We start from the raw sequence: 14410 nt of genomic DNA on the forward strand, positions 1-14410 counted from the left end.
GCCTGAACAGCGACCAAACGATCCAAGCAACGCACACGAAACCAGCGACTGACAGGGAGAACAAGGTGTGGACTGCAAAAACACAACCAATCTTCGCTGCGGCGTTCTGCCTCGCACCCTCTGACAAAAGACGCGCGCGGCATCTTCCTTCGCTGGCCCGGATCGCGCTCTGCCTGCCCCTGCTGCTCTCGCCCCTGCAGTCCCGCGCCCAGGCCACGCCCGAGCCGCAGCAGGGCGTCGCCACCCACTACGACGCCACCGGCCCGGCGGCCTGCAGCTTCGATCCCGACCCGCGCGAGCGCCTGATCGCGGCGATGAACGCGGTGCAGTATGGCCAGGCCGACTGGTGCGGCGCCTCGGTGCGGGTCGACGGGCCGAAGGGCAGCGTCGTGGTGCGCATCGTCAACCGCTGCCCGGAATGCCCGGCCGGCCACCTCGACCTGAGCCGCGAGGCCTTCGCGCAGATCGCCGATCTGGTGACCGGCATCGTGCCGATCCGCTGGCAGCTCGTCAGCCCGGCGCTGTCGGGGCCGATCGCGTATCACTTCAAGCACGACAGCGACCTCAAGCTCAATCCCCACTGGCTGGCGGTGCAGGTGCGCAACCACCGCAACCCGCTGGTGCGGCTGGAATACGACGCCGGCGGCCAGTGGGTCGAGGTGCCACGCAAGGACCACAACTACTTCGAGATGACGCTGCCGAAGCAGGGGCCGGGTCATTACCGCTTCCGCGTCACCGACCTGTTCGGGCATCAGCTCGTCGACGAGGGCATCCCCTTCAAGGCGAATGCCACCGTGAAGGGCCGGGCGCAGTTCCCCCCGGCGCCCTGAACGAAGATCCTCGGCCCCCGCGGCCCGCCTGGCCCCGCCGGGCTTGCGCCCCGCGCCCGCCCGCCGCACCATGCGCGCCATGACGAACGACGACGATCTCTCCCCGCTGCCGACGATCCGCACCGGCCGCTATCGCCACTACAAGGGCGGCGAGTACCAGGTGCTCGGCGTGGTGCGCCACAGCGAGTCCCTCGAGCCGATGGTGCTCTATCGCCCGCTGGGCCGCGATGTCGGCGACTGGGTGCGGCCGTTCGCGATGTTCCTCGAGACCGTGGAGCACCAGGGGCAGCGCGTGCTGCGCTTCAGCCCGGTGGGCGACGACGCGGCATGAGCGCATCCGGGGCCGCGCGATGATCCTTTCCCCGCACGAGCTGCATTTCACCGCGATCCGCGCCCAGGGGCCGGGCGGGCAGAACGTCAACAAGGTGTCGTGCGCGGTGCACCTGCGCTTCGACATCCGCGCCTCCTCGCTGCCGGAGGCGGTCAAGGAGCGGCTGCTGCAGTCGCCCGACCAGCGCGTCAGCCGCGATGGCGTCATCGTCATCAAGGCGCAGGCCTCGCGCAGCCTGGAGCAGAACAAGCTGGAGGCGGTCGCGCGGCTGCAGGCGCTGGTGGCCGAGGCCGCGCGGGTGCTGCCGCCGCGCAAGGCGACCAAGCCGACGCGCGGCTCGCAGCGCCGCCGGCTCGAGGCCAAGTCGCAGCGCGGCGAGGTCAAGGCCGGGCGCGGCAAGGTCGGCTGGTGAGCTGACAGGCGGGCCGGGCCGCGCTCGGGTGCCGGCACAATGCCGCCCATGAGTCCTGATTGTCCGAACCCGGCCCTGCCGGCGACGCTGCCCGCCGACGACCCTTCGCCCGCGCAGGAGGCCGGCGCCGTTCCCGCGCGCCGCGCCAGCGAGGCGCAGCAGCGCTACGACCGCCTGATGCGCGAGATCGAGCAGCTGCGCGAGCGGCTGCAGCAGTGGCAGCAGTGCGAGAGCCGCTATCACGAGCGGGTCGCGCGCGAGCTGCAGCCGGAGCTCAAGCGCTGGTGCGAGCGGCTGCGCGAGCTGGCGCTGCGCATGGAGGGTGCGCTGTTCCTCGACCCGCCGCCGGGCAAGCCGATCGGCCGCGCGGCGCGGCTGAAGGCCGGCCAGTGGATGCTGTCGCTGGCCGCGGCGGTGCTGGCCGAGCGGCCGGACGATGCCGAGATGCTGGCGCTGCGCGCGCGCCATCAGGACGATCTGCCCGCCGAGGATGCCGAGGACGAGCAGGACGCCGAGGAGGCCGCCGTCCCGGCCGAGGATGCCGACGACGGCCTGGAGCCCTGGGAGCGCGAGGCCGCGCGCCGCCGCGCCCAGGCCGAGGCCAGCCGCCAGGCCGCCAAGCAGGGCCGCAAGGCGCAGGCCGAGCGCGAGCGCCGCGAGCGCCACGGCGGGCGCACCGCCAGCGCCGGTGCGGCCTCGCTGCGCGAGGTCTACCGCCGTCTGGCCAGCCGGCTGCACCCGGACCGCGAGCCCGACGAGGCCGAGCGCGCGCGCAAGACCGCGCTGATGCAGCAGGCCAACCAGGCCTACGCCGCCGGCGACCTGCTGACGCTGCTGGAGCTGCAGCGCCTTCACCTGCCCGAGCCGGTCGCCGCGCCGGTGGTGGCCGCTGCGGCCGCTGCGGCCGCCGGGGGCGACGAGGAGGCGCGGCTGCGCGACCTGATCGCGCTGCTGGGCGCGCAGCGCGAGCGCCTGCAGGCCGAGATCGACGAGATGGTGCGCCGCTTCGCGGTGCTGCGCCCGGACCTGCCCGCGCGCGCCGACACCATCACGCCGCAGCTGGTCGAGACGCTGCTCGGCACCGAGATCCGCGAGCTGCGCGCCCGCGCGACCGCACTGGAACGCGACCTGGGCTACTGCCGCGATCCGGCCAGCCTGGGCGCGTGGCTGCGGGCCTTCGGCTGAGGCGGCCGGCGCTCAGGCCGGCGCGACCGCGCGCGCCAGCTCGGCGACCGAGCAGGGCGCCGAGCCCTCGGCCTTGTTGTTGACGGTGACCAGCACCGGATGTCCGGCCGCGGCGGTGCCGCGCATGATGCGCGCCAGCGCCTCGCGGGTGGACGGATCGGGATCGACCAGCCGGTCGAAGGGCGCGTAGCCGGCCTTGGCGGCCTCGTAGCCGTGCGCGCCGTGGCGCCGGTTCAGATTCCAGCGGCAGACGAAGGCGCCGGGCCACATCGCGCGCAGCAGCGGCAGCTGCGCCTCGATCGGCGGCAGCCGCGGGTGCAGGCCCAGGCAGTAGCGCGCGCCTGCGGCCTTCAGCACATCGCGGAAGGCGGGCACCAGCCATTCCGGATCGCGCACCTCGACCGCGATCACCGCCTCCGGGGCTCGCGGCGCCAGCGCCGGCAGCGCGTCGAGCAGACGCGCCAGCCGCTGCAGCAGCGCCGGCAGGTCGGCCTTCAGCGCGCCGGGCAGCGGCCCGATCTCGATCACCAGCGCGCCGGCTCGTGTGCCCAGGCCCTCGAGCACCGGCTGCACGAACTGCTCGGTGGTCAGCACCGGGTCGAGGAAGGCCGGGTTGAGCCCGACCGGCCGGCCGCCGGCGTCGCGCTGCGCGCCGTCGCTGATCAGCGCCGGGGCCTTGACGACGAAGCGGAAGTCCTCGGGCACCTGCGCGGCCAGCGCGGCGAACTGCGCCGCCGTCATCGGCCGGTAGTAGCTGCGGTCGAGGCTGACGGTGCGCAGCAGCGGGTGGCGCGCGTAGGCGGCCAGGCCTTCGCGGGCCAGCGTCGCCTCGTCATGCCGTCCGGCCCAGACCAGGCCGGTCCAGCCGGGAAAGCTCCAGGACGAGGTGCCCAGGCGCAGGCTGGCGGGCAGCTGCCGGGCCAGCGCGGTCAGCGCGGGGTCGAGGCGGGCCGGCGCGACGGCGGCGGGCTCGGGCGGGTCGAAGAGAAGATCCTGGTGCGGCACGGGCGCGATGATGCACCGGATCGCGGGCCGGCGCGGCGCCAGGGGCCGGCTTCAGCCGCTCCGGCCGGAGGGCAGCGGAGTCGCCTCGGCAACGCCCAGACCGGCGCCGGGCGCCAGGCCGCTGTCGTCCTTCAGCGCCACGCCGGTGGCGCCCAGCCGGCGTGCCGCCTCGGCCAGCCACCACAGCTTGCGCGCCGCCTCGGCGTGCACCAGGCCCTCGGCACGCACATTCGACAGGCAGTTGCGCTCGGCATCGCTGCGGCCGACCTTCGGCGCGCGGGTCAGGTAGACGCCGAGGCTGTCGGGCGAACTCAGGCCCGGGCGCTCGCCGATCAGCACCGCCACCATCGCCGCGCCCAGGCGCTGGCCGATGTCGTCGCCCAGCGCGACCCGCGCCTGCGTGGCCACCACCACCGGGCCGAGCGACCAGCCGGGCGGGCGCTGGCGCCGGATCTCGGCCAGCAGCGGCACCGCCTGGCGCTCGATTGCCGCCGAGGACAGGCCGTCGCCGACGACGATCAGCAGCGCGTCGTCGGCCAGCGGGCCGTGCGCGGCCGTGTGTGCGTCGAGTTGCGCGCCGCCGGTGCCGCCGAGCCGCCGGCCCAGATCCGGGCGCAGCAGGTAGGTCGGCCGGTCGGCGGCGGCGCTGGCCACCTCGAGCGTCTGCAGCCCGAGCGCCTGCAGGCGCGGGCGCAGCGCGGCGACATCGAGCGGCAGGTGCACCGCGTCGCGCGCCTGCGCATGCGCCGCGCCGAAGGCCAGCAGCTCGCGGGTGGGCAGGCTGGCGCCGGCGCGGCCCAGGCCGATGCGCGCCGGCGTCAGCCTGCGCAGTGCGGCCCAGGCATCGGCGGGCACCAGCGCGCCCTCGTCGTGTCGGCGGTCGGCGTCGTGGTCGGCGTCGCTCATGCGAAATGCTCCAGCAGCGCATGCCGGGACGGGGAGGGCAGCAGCCGGCCCTCGGCGTCGGCCAGGCCCATGCGCTGCAGCCAGGCCTCGAACTCGGGCGCGCGCTTCAGGCCCAGCACCTCGCGCAGCACCAGCGCGTCGTGGAAGGAGGTGCTCTGGTAGTTCAGCATCACGTCGTCGGCGCCGGGCACGCCGATCAGGAAGGTGACGCCGGCCGCGCCCAGCAGCAGCATCAGGTTGTCCATGTCGTCCGAGTCGGCCTCGGCATGGTGGCTGCGCCGGCCACGGGCGCGCTATCCAGTTTTGGCAGCGCCGGGTTCCGGAGCGATCCCGATGCGTCGGCATGGCGCTTGCTGGATGCTGGGCGACCGGAGTCCGGCCGCCCAGTGCTGGTGCGTGGCTCCCGCTGCCGTCTTCCGCCTGCCGCCGCCCTTGCCATGACTGCTCTTTCCGCCTCGCCCGATGCCGCCCTGACCGCCTGTCCCGCCGTCGCGGTGCAGCATGTCGACACCCGCGATGTCGACGAGCAGGCCGCGCTGCTGACCGACTGGCATCAGGACTACGCGCAGCTGTCGGCCGGTGGCTTCGAGGGCCGCATCGACGAGGCCTGGCTCGACGGCGTGCATCTCTTCGTCGAGGCCACCAGCCAGCGGCTGCACCAGCGCGGGGAGCTGCGCGCCGACCGGCTCGCGCTCGGGCTGCCGCTGGCGCTGCCGGAGGTTGTGCAGGCCGGGCCGGCGCGCTTCTGCGGCCGCTCCGACTGGCAGGCCACGGGCGATGACGCCGAGGCGCAGGACGGCGCGGGCCATTTCTGCACCTTTTCCGGCCGTGGCGGCTTCGAGTTCTTCACGCCGGCCGGACTGGTGATGGCCGGCATGGAGTTCGACCGTGCCGAGCTGGCACGGCTGGCCACGCCCGAGGAGCAGGCGCTGCTCGAGCGCATCGGCCAGGTGGCGACGCTGCACCGCGCGCCCGAGGGGGCGCTGGCGACGCTGCGCGACTTCATGCGCGGCGCCTTCGAGATGCTGGCCGCGCAGCCCCGGCTGCTGGGCAATCCGGCGATGCGCAGCATGCTGCGGCAGGCGGCGCAGTCCAATGCGCTGGAGCTGCTGGTCGGGGCGGCGGCGCTGCCGCCCGATGCCGGCCAGCGCCCGCGCCTGCTGGTCGAGCAGGCCCGCGCGATCGTCGACCGCGATCCGGAAACGCCGGTCACGGTCGCCACGCTCTGCGCCGAGCTGGGGACCAGCCGGCGCACGCTGCAGGCGGCCTTCCAGCAGGTGCTGGGGCTGGCGCCGGCGGCCTATCTGCGCGCGACCCGGCTGGCCGGCGCGCGCCGGGCGCTGCGCCAGGCGCCCTCGGTCACCGAGGCGGCGGCGCAGTGGGGCTTCTGGCACTTCGGCCATTTCGCCCAGGACTACCGGCGCATGTACGGCGAGCTGCCCTCGCAGACCTGGCGGCGGCTGCATCCGGGCGCCGGCGGCGCCGCCCATTGAGCGACCGCGAGGCGGTGCCTGTGCCCATCGGGCCATCCCGCTGACGCCGGCCTGCGCGCCGGGCTATGCTGCCTTCATGAACCGAAACGATTTCCCGCGCACACCGGCCGGCGTGCTGCGCGTGCACCAGTACCTCGGGCTGCAGCCCGGCCCGAAGCTGATCGTGCTCGGTGGCGTGCACGGCGACGAGACCTGCGGCACGGTCGCGCTGGGCCGGCTGATCGAGGCGCTGGATGCCGGCCGGCTGCAGCTGCGCCGCGGCGAGCTGACGCTGGTGCCGGTCTGCAACCCGATGGCGCACCGGGCCGGCCGGCGCGAGGGCGAGCGCAACCTGAACCGCCGGCTGCTGCCGGTGGCGATCCCGCAGGACCATGAGGACCGCATCGCGCGGGTGCTGTGCCCGCTGCTGGCGCGCCACGAGGTGCTGCTGGACCTGCATTCCTTCCACACCGACGGCGAGCCCTTCGTGATGGTCGGCCCGCGCGACAACGACGGCGATCTCGAGCCCTTCCGCCACGAGGCGGCCGAGACCGCGCTGGCGGCGGCGCTGGGCGTGCGCCAGGTGGTCGAGGGCTGGCTGGAGGCCTATGCGAAGGGCGTGGCGCGGCGCGGGGGCGATGCGCAGTACGGCATCGGCACGACCGAGTACATGCGCTCGGCCGGCGGCTGGGGGCTGACGCTGGAGTGCGGCCGCCATGACGATCCGGCCGCGCCCGAGGTGGCCTGGCAGGCGACGCTGCGCACGCTCGAGCACCTGGGCATGATCGACATCGGCGCGTCCGCGCCCTGCGCGCGGCCGGACTTCGAGGTGGTGCGCCTGGTCGACGTGATCGACCGCGAGGCCGAGGGCGACCGCCTGGCGCGCGACTGGGCGAGCTTCGATGCGGTGCGCGCCGGCGAGGTGATCGGCTGGCGCGCCGATGGTCGCGAGGTGCTCGCGCCGGCCGACGGGCGGGTGGTGTTCCCGAACCCGCGTGCACGCGCCGGCGCCGAGTGGTTCTATCTGGCCGAGTTCAGCGGGCGCCGGCTCGGCTGAGGCCGCACAAGGCTCAGACGCGGCGGGCCAGCGGGCCCAGCGTCAGGCGCTCCATCGAACCGACCAGCTGCTCGAAGTCGCGCGAGGCCAGCTTCGACGGCCGGATCAGGCCGCCGCGCACCGCGTTGGCGTACTGCGCGCGGGCCATGTCGAAGGGCAGGGCCAGCCAGTTGCGCAGCGCGCGGTCGGCGTCGCGCTGCTGCGAGGGCAGCGCGGCGCGCAGCGGAGAGAGGGCGGTCAGCGGGTTCATCGGGGTGTACAGCATGATGATCTTGTGCGAGTTCTGTCTGGGGCCGGTTTGTACCTGAGGGTAAACCCTTGGTCAAATCGGCCTTGACAATTCCGGCACGGCTGCATCCCCCTTGTTCGATGTCCCCCGAGGTTCAGATCGCGGGTGCGGCATCCTCACGCGACGCACGTCGCGCAGCCAGGCGGCCGGCACCCAGCACGCCGATGATGCACACCGCGTAGAGCACCCAGCTCAGCGCCGGCTGCGCGGTGAAGACGTCGCCCAGCAGCTTCTCGCCCAGGATCATCTTGGCGGCGGTGAAGGCCAGCACCGCGGCACCGATCTCGGTGATGACCGGGAAGCGCTCGACCAGACCCAGCACCAGGCGGCTGCCCCAGACGACGATCGGCACGCTGATCAGCAGGCCGATGACCACCAGGTCGAAGGCGCCATGCGCCGCGCCCGCCACGCCCAGCACGTTGTCGACGCCCATCAGCGCGTCGGCGACGATGATGGTGCGCATCGCGCCCCAGAAGGTGCTGGCCACCGGGCCGTGGTCATCGCCGCCGTCCTGCGGCTTGATCAGGCCGTAGGCGACCCACAGCAGGCCCAGGCCGCCGACCAGCATCAGGCCGGGAATCTTCAGCAGCCAGACCACGCCCAGCGTCATCAGCGAGCGCACCGCGATCGCGCCGACGGTGCCCCACATGATCGCCTTCTTCTGCAGATGCGGGGGCAGGTTGCGCGCGGCCAGCGCGATGACGATGGCGTTGTCGCCGGCCAGGACGATGTCGATCAGGATGATGGCCAGCAGGGCCGAGAACCAGGCGGAGGAGAAGAGTTCCATGAGGACGGTGCGGTGTGCGCAGGCAAGAACGGCTGTTCGTTCGATTCAACGCAGCACGCGTGCAGGCATCCGGCAGGCGACCCGGGAGCGGTTCGGCCTTCAACCCGCGCCGCGACTGCAGCGGGTCGAAGGTCTTGTCCATCGTGCCGGGTGGCTCGACGCTCGATCCGGAGGCGGCCGCAGGCCACCACGTATTGACGAATCGCGCTCGGCAGGTGATCCGGGACCGGAACCTGCGCGGGACTACTCCCCTTCAGGACCGCGATTGGAACAGCTCGGGTCCGGGCTTGTCATCCCTTGCTGATGCGGATCAAGCCATCTTTGGCGAAATGTCGCTTCGGTGCAACGAGAGGATGTCGCTGCGGGGCCGCGCGGTTTGCCCGCTCATTTCAGCGTGGTCAGCGCCTGCTGCGCACCGGGCAGGCCGCGTTCGGCGGCGAAGCCGAGATAGCGCCGGGCCGCGACCGGATCGCGGCGCAGTCCGTGGCCGGTGGCCAGACGACGGCCCAGGTCCAGGCAGGCCGAAGGGTGGCCCATGTCGGCGGCATGCTGCAGCGCCTCCAGGCCGGCGGCCGTGCCGTGGCGGGCGACAAGCGCCGGGGCCAGCCTCAGCAGCGCGATGGTGTAGGTGGCCTCGGGCACCTGGCTTTCCTGGATCGAGGCCAGGTCGTCGGCGGCCGCCTGCAGCGCCGCAGCGGAGCGCGGCTCGAGCAGCAAGGTCGCTCGGGCCAGACCGATGCGCACCGTCGGGTCGACGGTGGGCACTTCCGTCGCCAGGGGCTTGAGCAGGCGGCGCGCCGCGGCGGCATCGACCGGCCGGTCCGCCACGCCCAGCAGCAGCGCCCAGGCCAGCACCTGCTGCGCCTGCCGGTCGCCCGCTTCCACGCGGGTCCGCAGCCAGTCGGCGGGCGGGTAGGTGCGCAGCCGGTAGTCGCGGCCGGTCTGGGCCCAGTGCGCGAGCTGCGCCTGCGCCTGCTGCTCGGCCTGCTGCGCCGCGATGCGGGTGCTGGCCGGCGGCAGCCGGGTGGCTGACCAGGCGAGCAGCGCGCAGGCCAGCAGCGTCATGCCGATGCCCAGGCCCATGCCGCGGCGCCAGACCGGCGCACGCCGCAGCAGGCGCACCAGCGCCGCGCCGGCCTCGCCGCCGAATTCGGCGGCGAGCTGGCGCCGCAGTCGCCAGTCGAGCGCCAGCGCACCGGTCGCCGCCGCCACGCCCCCGCCCAGCGCGCTCAGCATCCAGTCCGGCTGCGGCGCGGTGAGCAGCGTGAAGCCCCCCGAGAGCAGCGCCGCGCCGGCCAGCAGCGCCACGCCCGGGCGCCACAGCCGCTGCTGCCACAGCCGCTCCACCGCCTGCTGCATGCGCTCGCGGGCCTGGGCCGGATAGTCCGGCGCGACCCGGTCGTCGCCGGTGGCCGCCGCAGGGCCGATCACCGCGATGCGTGCGTTCAGCGGCGAGGCCAGAAAGCGCTGCAGGGCTTCGGACACATGCCGGCCGCTGCCCAGCGCATTGCGCTCGAGCGTCTGCAGGTCGAGCGCGAGCAGCCGGGAGGCCGCGTGGTGCAGCTCCGGCACCCGCAGCTCGGGCCCGAGCGCGGTGAAGGTCTGCGGCTGGGCGCCGATCTGCAGCGTGACCTGGCGCACCGGCAGGCGCAGCCGGTGGGTGGCCTGGACCGCGAAGGGCGCGGTGGTCCAGCGCACCGCCTCGAGCGTCGCCAGCGGGCCCAGCGCTGCCGGATCGGTCAGATGGCGGGCGCACAGCGCCGCCACCGTGGCATCCGGATGATGGATGTCGATCTGGTCCTCGACGAGAATCTGCTCGCGCAGCCGGCCGATGCGGTGGCGTCGGCCGCTGGCCTGGCAGTCGGTGCAGTCGATCTCGCCGCGGGCCTGGCAGCGTGCGCAGTCCCGGCGGCCTCGGCCGCCGCAGTCGGGGCAGGGCAGCTCGCCCTGGCGCTGGCAGGTGCGGCAGTCGATCCAGCCGCTGGCGCTGCAGGCCTGGCAGTCGCTTGTGCCGCCGGCCGGCGCCGACGCGGTGCGGCCGCTGCCGTGACAGGCGCCGCAGGCGATGCGGCCCAGGCCGCGACAGTCGGCGCAGCCGATCCGGCCGCTGCCGTGGCAGCCGGCGCAGGGCTGCTGCCCGCCGCTGCAGTCGGGGCAGTCGAGCCGGGCGCGGCCCTCGCAGGCCGGGCAGGTCTCGTCCAGGCCCAGCGGCGCTTCCAGCCCGGCGCTGAACAGCCCGCCGGGCAGCAGCCGACGGTAGCGGCCGCTGTCCTCATGGGCCCAGTGCTGGATCAGGGCCGGCGCGGTGCGCTCGGCTTCGGCCAGCCGGGCCTGCAGTTCGGTCTCGAGCGCCTGGGCGTCGGCGCAGGCGGCGATGCCCTCAGGCAGCGCGCCAGGGTGCGCGGTGACGATCCAGTCCAGCTCGACCCGCTGACGGGTGGTGACGGTGAGGTCGGCCCAGGACTCCTGCTCGGGCCCGAGCTCGCGCAGGTCCTGGGCCCTGAACCGGGTCAGCGGCTCGATCTGCGCCGCCACCACGTCGGCGACCCGCTGTCGTCGCCCTGTCTCCGATCCCCGCCTGCTCGTCATCCCTTGCCTCGATGTGCGGCCCCGATCGCCGCGGGCGTGAGGATGACACAAGCCGCGGCGGACTTGCAGTTCGGGCGTTCAGCGGCCAGTCAGTGCCAGTCAGCGGGTGGTTCGCGCGCGCCGGCGGGTCCAGGCGCGATAGATCAGGCGGTGCGCGATGCAGCGCCAGCGCGGATCGGCGGCCGGCGTGCGCACCGCCGCGGCGATGGCGCTGGCCGGCAGCGCCTTGTCATGCACGATGTAGCGGCCGCCGGCATCGGCATGAAAGTCCTCGCCGACCTGTGCATGGCCCTGCAGCGCATACAGCCGCAGCGCCGAGGCATTGTCCTCGTGGCACTGCAGGCCCAGCCGGCCCAGGCCCTACTCGGCGGCCAGACGCTCGCAGTGCGCCAGCAGCTGGCGGGCGATGCCACGGTGGCGGAATTCCTCGGTCACCGCCAGGATGTTGATCCACAGCGTGTCGCTCTCGGGCCGGGCCTGCACATGCACGAAGCCGGCGACGCGCCCGTCCAGACGCGCCACATGCATCAGCGGACGCTGGTAGCACAGCCACCAGCCCATCATCTCCTCGGTCGCATAGGGAAAGCAGCGGTCGACCAGCTCCAGCATCTCGACCCAGTCGGACGGGTGGCTCAGGCCGATGCTTGCCACGTCGGCCGCCGGGACCGAACGCGCGCGCTCGGGCGCGGACTTCGGAACGGCGCTCAGCGCCGGGGAGGGGGCGGTATCGTGTCGGGCATGAGCCAGCATGTTGTTCTGACCTTGTCTTGGCGTGGGGCTGAAGGCGGGTTCGGAGTGCCTGTGAAGTTCTTGCAGTTCAGGCATCTGCGCGCAGGCTATCCTGAACGCAGCGACTCTTGACCACCGATTCGTGGGGGATGGTTGCGCCGAGACCATTGTGGTTTCAGGAATGATGCATCCCGTCACGCGGCCGCACATCTGCAACCTTTTGCCATGAGCCTGCGATGAGCCTTCCAAGCACCGATCCCGTCGTCCATCTTCTTGTCGTCGGCCATGACGAGGCCGGCCGCGCCGCGCTGGTCGCGGCGCTGGCGGCCGAGGCGTGCCGCGCTGCACTGCGCCCGGCGCTGGCGGTGCAGGGCGCCGCGCCCGGGCAGGCGCTGGCGGCGGTGCGCGCCGATGCGGCGGTGCAGCTGGTGCTGATCGACCTGCACCAGGGCGACGAGGCGGTCGCGCTGGCGCAGGCACTGGCCCAGTGCCGCCCGGAGCTGTCGATCTACCTGCTGCTCGACGACGACGACACCCGCGGCCTGGTCGAGGCGCTGGCCAGCGAGCGCGTCGACGGCTACTTCTTCCGCGGCGATGCCGATCCGGCCGGCTGGGTGCGCATCCTGGCGGCCGAGGTGGCCGAGACCGCGGCCACGCCCTTCTACGACGCGCTGCGCGCCTATGTGGCGCAGGCCAAGGATTCCTGGCACACGCCCGGCCACGCCGGCGGCGATGCCTACCGCGCCAGCCCCTGGGTCGGCGACTTCCACGACTTCGTGGGCGAGCAGATGCTGCGCGCGGATCTCTCGGTGTCGGTGCCGCAGCTCGACTCGCTGCTGCACCCCACCGGCGTGATCGCGCAGGCGCAGCGCCTGGCCGCGCAGGCCTTCGGCGCGCGGCGCACCTATTTCGCCACCAACGGCACCTCGACCTCGAACAAGGTCATCTTCCAGACCCTGCTGGCGCCGGGCGACACGCTGCTGCTCGACCGCAACTGCCACAAGTCGGTGCACCACGGCGTGATCCTGTCGGGGGCTCGGCCGGTGTACCTGGACTCCTCGGTCAACGAGCGCCACGGCCTGTTCGGGCCGGTGCCGCGCGCGCGGGTGCTGCAGGCGATCCAGGATCACCCCGAGGCGCGCGTGCTGATCCTGACCAGCTGCACCTACGACGGCCTGCGCTACGAACTGGCGCCGATCATCGAGGCAGCGCACGCCGCCGGCATCAAGGTGATCGTCGACGAGGCCTGGTACGGGCACGCGCGCTTCCACCCCGAGCTGCGCCCGACCGCGCTGGAGGCCGGCGCCGACTATGTCACCCAGAGCACGCACAAGGTGCTCTCGGCCTTCTCTCAGGCCAGCATGATCCATGTGAACGATCCCGGCTTCGACGAGCACCTGTTCCGGGAGAACTTCAACATGCACGCCTCGACCAGCCCGCAGTACGGCCTGATCGCCAGCCTGGACGTGGCGCGCCGGCAGGCGGTGATGGAGGGCTACGGCCTGCTCGAGCGCTCGCTGGGCTTCGCCGCCGAGCTGCGCGAGAAGATCGACGCCACCGGCGTGTTCCGGGTGCTGGGCCTGGACGAGCTGCTGGCCGACGAGGTGCGCAGCGACGGCATCCGGCTCGATCCGACCAAGCTCACGATCGACATCTCGGCCTCCGGCTGGGGCGCCGACGAACTGCGCGACGAGCTGATCGAGCGCTTCAACATCCAGATCGAGAAGAACACCCACAGCACGCTGACGCTGCTGCTGACCATCGGCACGACGCGCAGCAAGGTCTCGCGGCTGTTCGACGCGATGCTGCGGCTGGCGCGCCAGGCGCAGAAGGAGCGCCGCGAGCCCCGCCCGGCGGCGCGGCTGCCGCGCATTCCGCATTTCACCCGGCTGGCCTGCCTGCCGCGCGATGCCTTCTACGAGGCGGGCGAGCGTCTGGCGCTGCTCGACGACAGCGGCCTGCCCAATCCGGCGCTGGTCGGGCGGGTCTGCTGCGACCAGATCGTGCCCTATCCGCCGGGCATCCCGGTGCTGGTGCCGGGGCAGGTGATCGACGCGGCCATCCTGGGCTACCTGGTGCGGTTGCTGCAGTCGCAGCGCTCCATCGAGCTGCACGGCCTGGCGATGCGCGACGGCGAACCGCACCTGCGGGTGCTGCGCGAGGCGGAGCGGGCGCGGCTGCGGCCGCTGGACGGCGGCTGAACTAAGATCGCCGCCCCATGCCCCAGACCCTCGCCGCCCCGGTCCACAGCGACCTGCTGATCAAGAAGAGCCGCTTCATCGGCTGCGTGCAGCCGATGGCCGACCGTGCCGGCGCCCTGGAGGTGGTGGCGCGGCTGAAGGCCGAGCATCCGGGCGCGGCCCATGTCTGCTGGGCGCTGCTGGCGGGCGGGCAGTCGGCCGCCAACGACGACGGCGAGCCCGGCGGCACCGCCGGGCGGCCGATGCTCGACGTGCTGCGCCATCAGGAGCTGGAGGGCGTGCTGGCGACGGTGGTGCGCTACTTCGGCGGCGTGAAGCTGGGCGCCGGCGGCCTGGTGCGCGCCTACACCGATGCGGTCGCGCAGGCGCTGCTGGGCGCCGAGAAGGTGCTGCTGCAGCGCATGACCGCGCTGCGCTGCACCGTGCCCTATGCGCTGGAGGGGCGCATGCGCCGCGAGCTCGAGGCCGCCGGGGCGCTGCTGGGCGAGGTGAGCCACGGCGCGCAGGTCGAGCTGAACTTCCAGCTGCCCGAGACCCAGTCCGCCGCGCTGAAGGCCCGGCTCGACGAGGCCGGGCAGGGGCGGGTGGGCTGGCTCGCGCCGGCCTGAGCCCCGGCC

15 protein-coding genes and 1 pseudogene are annotated in these 14410 nt (G+C 73.6%); 8 read left to right on the forward strand and 8 right to left on the reverse strand.

All coding sequences use genetic code 11. The features are described from left to right. Positions 1–65: 65 nt before the first annotated feature. The 4 genes from NFT33_RS18395 to NFT33_RS18410 all read left to right on the forward strand — a co-directional run bounded on the left by NFT33_RS18395 (position 66) and on the right by NFT33_RS18410 (position 2758). Complete coding sequence (locus NFT33_RS18395) at positions 66–830, forward strand: expansin EXLX1 family cellulose-binding protein (protein WP_251677524.1); 765 nt, start codon at positions 66–68, stop codon at positions 828–830. 79 nt (positions 831–909) lie between these two features. Further along, positions 910–1161, forward strand: coding sequence for a DUF1653 domain-containing protein (locus NFT33_RS18400; protein ID WP_149503354.1), 252 nt, complete (start codon positions 910–912; stop codon positions 1159–1161). A gap of 19 nt (positions 1162–1180) precedes the next feature. Further along, positions 1181–1573, forward strand: coding sequence for an alternative ribosome rescue aminoacyl-tRNA hydrolase ArfB (gene arfB, locus NFT33_RS18405; RefSeq protein ID WP_149503355.1), 393 nt, complete (start codon positions 1181–1183; stop codon positions 1571–1573). A 48-nt stretch (positions 1574–1621) separates the two neighbouring features. Then, complete coding sequence (locus NFT33_RS18410) at positions 1622–2758, forward strand: J domain-containing protein (protein WP_251677526.1); 1137 nt, start codon at positions 1622–1624, stop codon at positions 2756–2758. Between the two features lie 12 nt (positions 2759–2770). Here the strand turns inward: NFT33_RS18410 and NFT33_RS18415 are convergent, their stop codons facing one another. The 3 genes and pseudogenes from NFT33_RS18415 to eutB form a co-directional block, all read right to left on the reverse strand. Continuing rightward, positions 2771–3763 carry a DUF72 domain-containing protein gene (locus tag NFT33_RS18415; RefSeq protein WP_251677528.1) on the reverse strand — a complete coding sequence of 331 codons (993 nt, stop codon included), beginning with the start codon at positions 3761–3763 and terminating at the stop codon, positions 2771–2773. Between the two features lie 51 nt (positions 3764–3814). Then, positions 3815–4669 (reverse strand): ethanolamine ammonia-lyase subunit EutC, encoded by an 855-nt coding sequence (eutC, locus tag NFT33_RS18420; RefSeq protein ID WP_251677530.1) that lies wholly within the window; start codon positions 4667–4669, stop codon positions 3815–3817. Then, positions 4666–4944: pseudogene (eutB, locus tag NFT33_RS18425) on the reverse strand (ethanolamine ammonia-lyase subunit EutB); the annotation flags it as partial. The pseudogene eutB and the gene eutC, both read right to left, overlap by 4 nt. Positions 4945–5106: 162 nt before the next feature. Between eutB and NFT33_RS18430 the strand changes: the two are divergent. Both NFT33_RS18430 and NFT33_RS18435 read left to right on the forward strand, forming a co-directional pair. Further along, positions 5107–6162, forward strand: a complete 1056-nt coding sequence (locus tag NFT33_RS18430) for a helix-turn-helix domain-containing protein (RefSeq protein WP_251677532.1) — start codon at positions 5107–5109, stop codon at positions 6160–6162. A 76-nt stretch (positions 6163–6238) separates the two neighbouring features. After that, a complete protein-coding gene (locus NFT33_RS18435; RefSeq protein WP_251677534.1) occupies positions 6239–7198 on the forward strand; it encodes a succinylglutamate desuccinylase/aspartoacylase family protein in 960 nt (319 codons plus the stop codon). A 13-nt stretch (positions 7199–7211) separates the two neighbouring features. Here NFT33_RS18435 and NFT33_RS18440 read toward each other — a convergent pair whose 3' ends face one another. From NFT33_RS18440 to NFT33_RS18460, 5 genes are all read right to left on the reverse strand, one after another. Further along, the gene (locus tag NFT33_RS18440; protein WP_149503363.1) at positions 7212–7463 is read right to left on the reverse strand and encodes a hypothetical protein; all 252 of its coding nucleotides are present in this window, start codon (positions 7461–7463) and stop codon (positions 7212–7214) included. 118 nt (positions 7464–7581) lie between these two features. Beyond that, on the reverse strand, positions 7582–8274 hold the full coding sequence (locus tag NFT33_RS18445) for a TerC family protein (protein ID WP_251677536.1): 693 nt from the start codon (positions 8272–8274) through the stop codon (positions 7582–7584). A gap of 384 nt (positions 8275–8658) precedes the next feature. Next, positions 8659–10863: a hypothetical protein gene (locus NFT33_RS18450; protein WP_251677538.1), complete on the reverse strand. Its 2205-nt coding sequence runs from the start codon at positions 10861–10863 to the stop codon at positions 8659–8661. A gap of 99 nt (positions 10864–10962) precedes the next feature. Continuing rightward, the gene (locus NFT33_RS18455; protein WP_251677540.1) at positions 10963–11100 is read right to left on the reverse strand and encodes a hypothetical protein; all 138 of its coding nucleotides are present in this window, start codon (positions 11098–11100) and stop codon (positions 10963–10965) included. A 123-nt stretch (positions 11101–11223) separates the two neighbouring features. Next, complete coding sequence (locus NFT33_RS18460; RefSeq protein WP_251677542.1) at positions 11224–11514, reverse strand: GNAT family N-acetyltransferase; 291 nt, start codon at positions 11512–11514, stop codon at positions 11224–11226. Between the two features lie 314 nt (positions 11515–11828). Here NFT33_RS18460 and NFT33_RS18465 point away from each other — a divergent pair, with 314 nt between their 5' ends. Next, entirely contained in the window at positions 11829–13793 is a 1965-nt protein-coding gene (locus tag NFT33_RS18465) for an aminotransferase class I/II-fold pyridoxal phosphate-dependent enzyme (RefSeq protein ID WP_251677551.1), read from the forward strand. A gap of 17 nt (positions 13794–13810) precedes the next feature. Further along, positions 13811–14401, forward strand: coding sequence for an IMPACT family protein (locus NFT33_RS18470; protein ID WP_251677553.1), 591 nt, complete (start codon positions 13811–13813; stop codon positions 14399–14401). The last annotated feature ends 9 nt before the right edge of the window (positions 14402–14410 follow it).

Origin of the sequence: Sphaerotilus sp. FB-3, from assembly GCF_023706025.1 — a bacterium.
In the GTDB taxonomy this organism is placed as follows: Bacteria; Pseudomonadota; Gammaproteobacteria; order Burkholderiales; family Burkholderiaceae_C; genus Sphaerotilus; species Sphaerotilus sulfidivorans.

Bases quoted from the DNA above. Each gene is read 5' to 3' on its own strand.
- NFT33_RS18430 (WP_251677532.1), top strand. From the start codon at position 5,107: ATGACTGCTCTTTCCGCCTCGCCCGATGCCGCCCTGACCGCCTGTCCC.
- eutC (WP_251677530.1), bottom strand. From the start codon at position 4,669: ATGAGCGACGCCGACCACGACGCCGACCGCCGACACGACGAGGGCGCG.
- NFT33_RS18445 (WP_251677536.1), bottom strand. From the start codon at position 8,274: ATGGAACTCTTCTCCTCCGCCTGGTTCTCGGCCCTGCTGGCCATCATC.
- NFT33_RS18435 (WP_251677534.1), top strand. From the start codon at position 6,239: ATGAACCGAAACGATTTCCCGCGCACACCGGCCGGCGTGCTGCGCGTG.
- NFT33_RS18465 (WP_251677551.1), top strand. From the start codon at position 11,829: ATGAGCCTTCCAAGCACCGATCCCGTCGTCCATCTTCTTGTCGTCGGC.
- arfB (WP_149503355.1), top strand. From the start codon at position 1,181: ATGATCCTTTCCCCGCACGAGCTGCATTTCACCGCGATCCGCGCCCAG.
- NFT33_RS18450 (WP_251677538.1), bottom strand. From the start codon at position 10,863: ATGACGAGCAGGCGGGGATCGGAGACAGGGCGACGACAGCGGGTCGCC.
- NFT33_RS18440 (WP_149503363.1), bottom strand. From the start codon at position 7,463: ATGCTGTACACCCCGATGAACCCGCTGACCGCCCTCTCTCCGCTGCGC.
- NFT33_RS18470 (WP_251677553.1), top strand. From the start codon at position 13,811: ATGCCCCAGACCCTCGCCGCCCCGGTCCACAGCGACCTGCTGATCAAG.
- NFT33_RS18410 (WP_251677526.1), top strand. From the start codon at position 1,622: ATGAGTCCTGATTGTCCGAACCCGGCCCTGCCGGCGACGCTGCCCGCC.
- NFT33_RS18400 (WP_149503354.1), top strand. From the start codon at position 910: ATGACGAACGACGACGATCTCTCCCCGCTGCCGACGATCCGCACCGGC.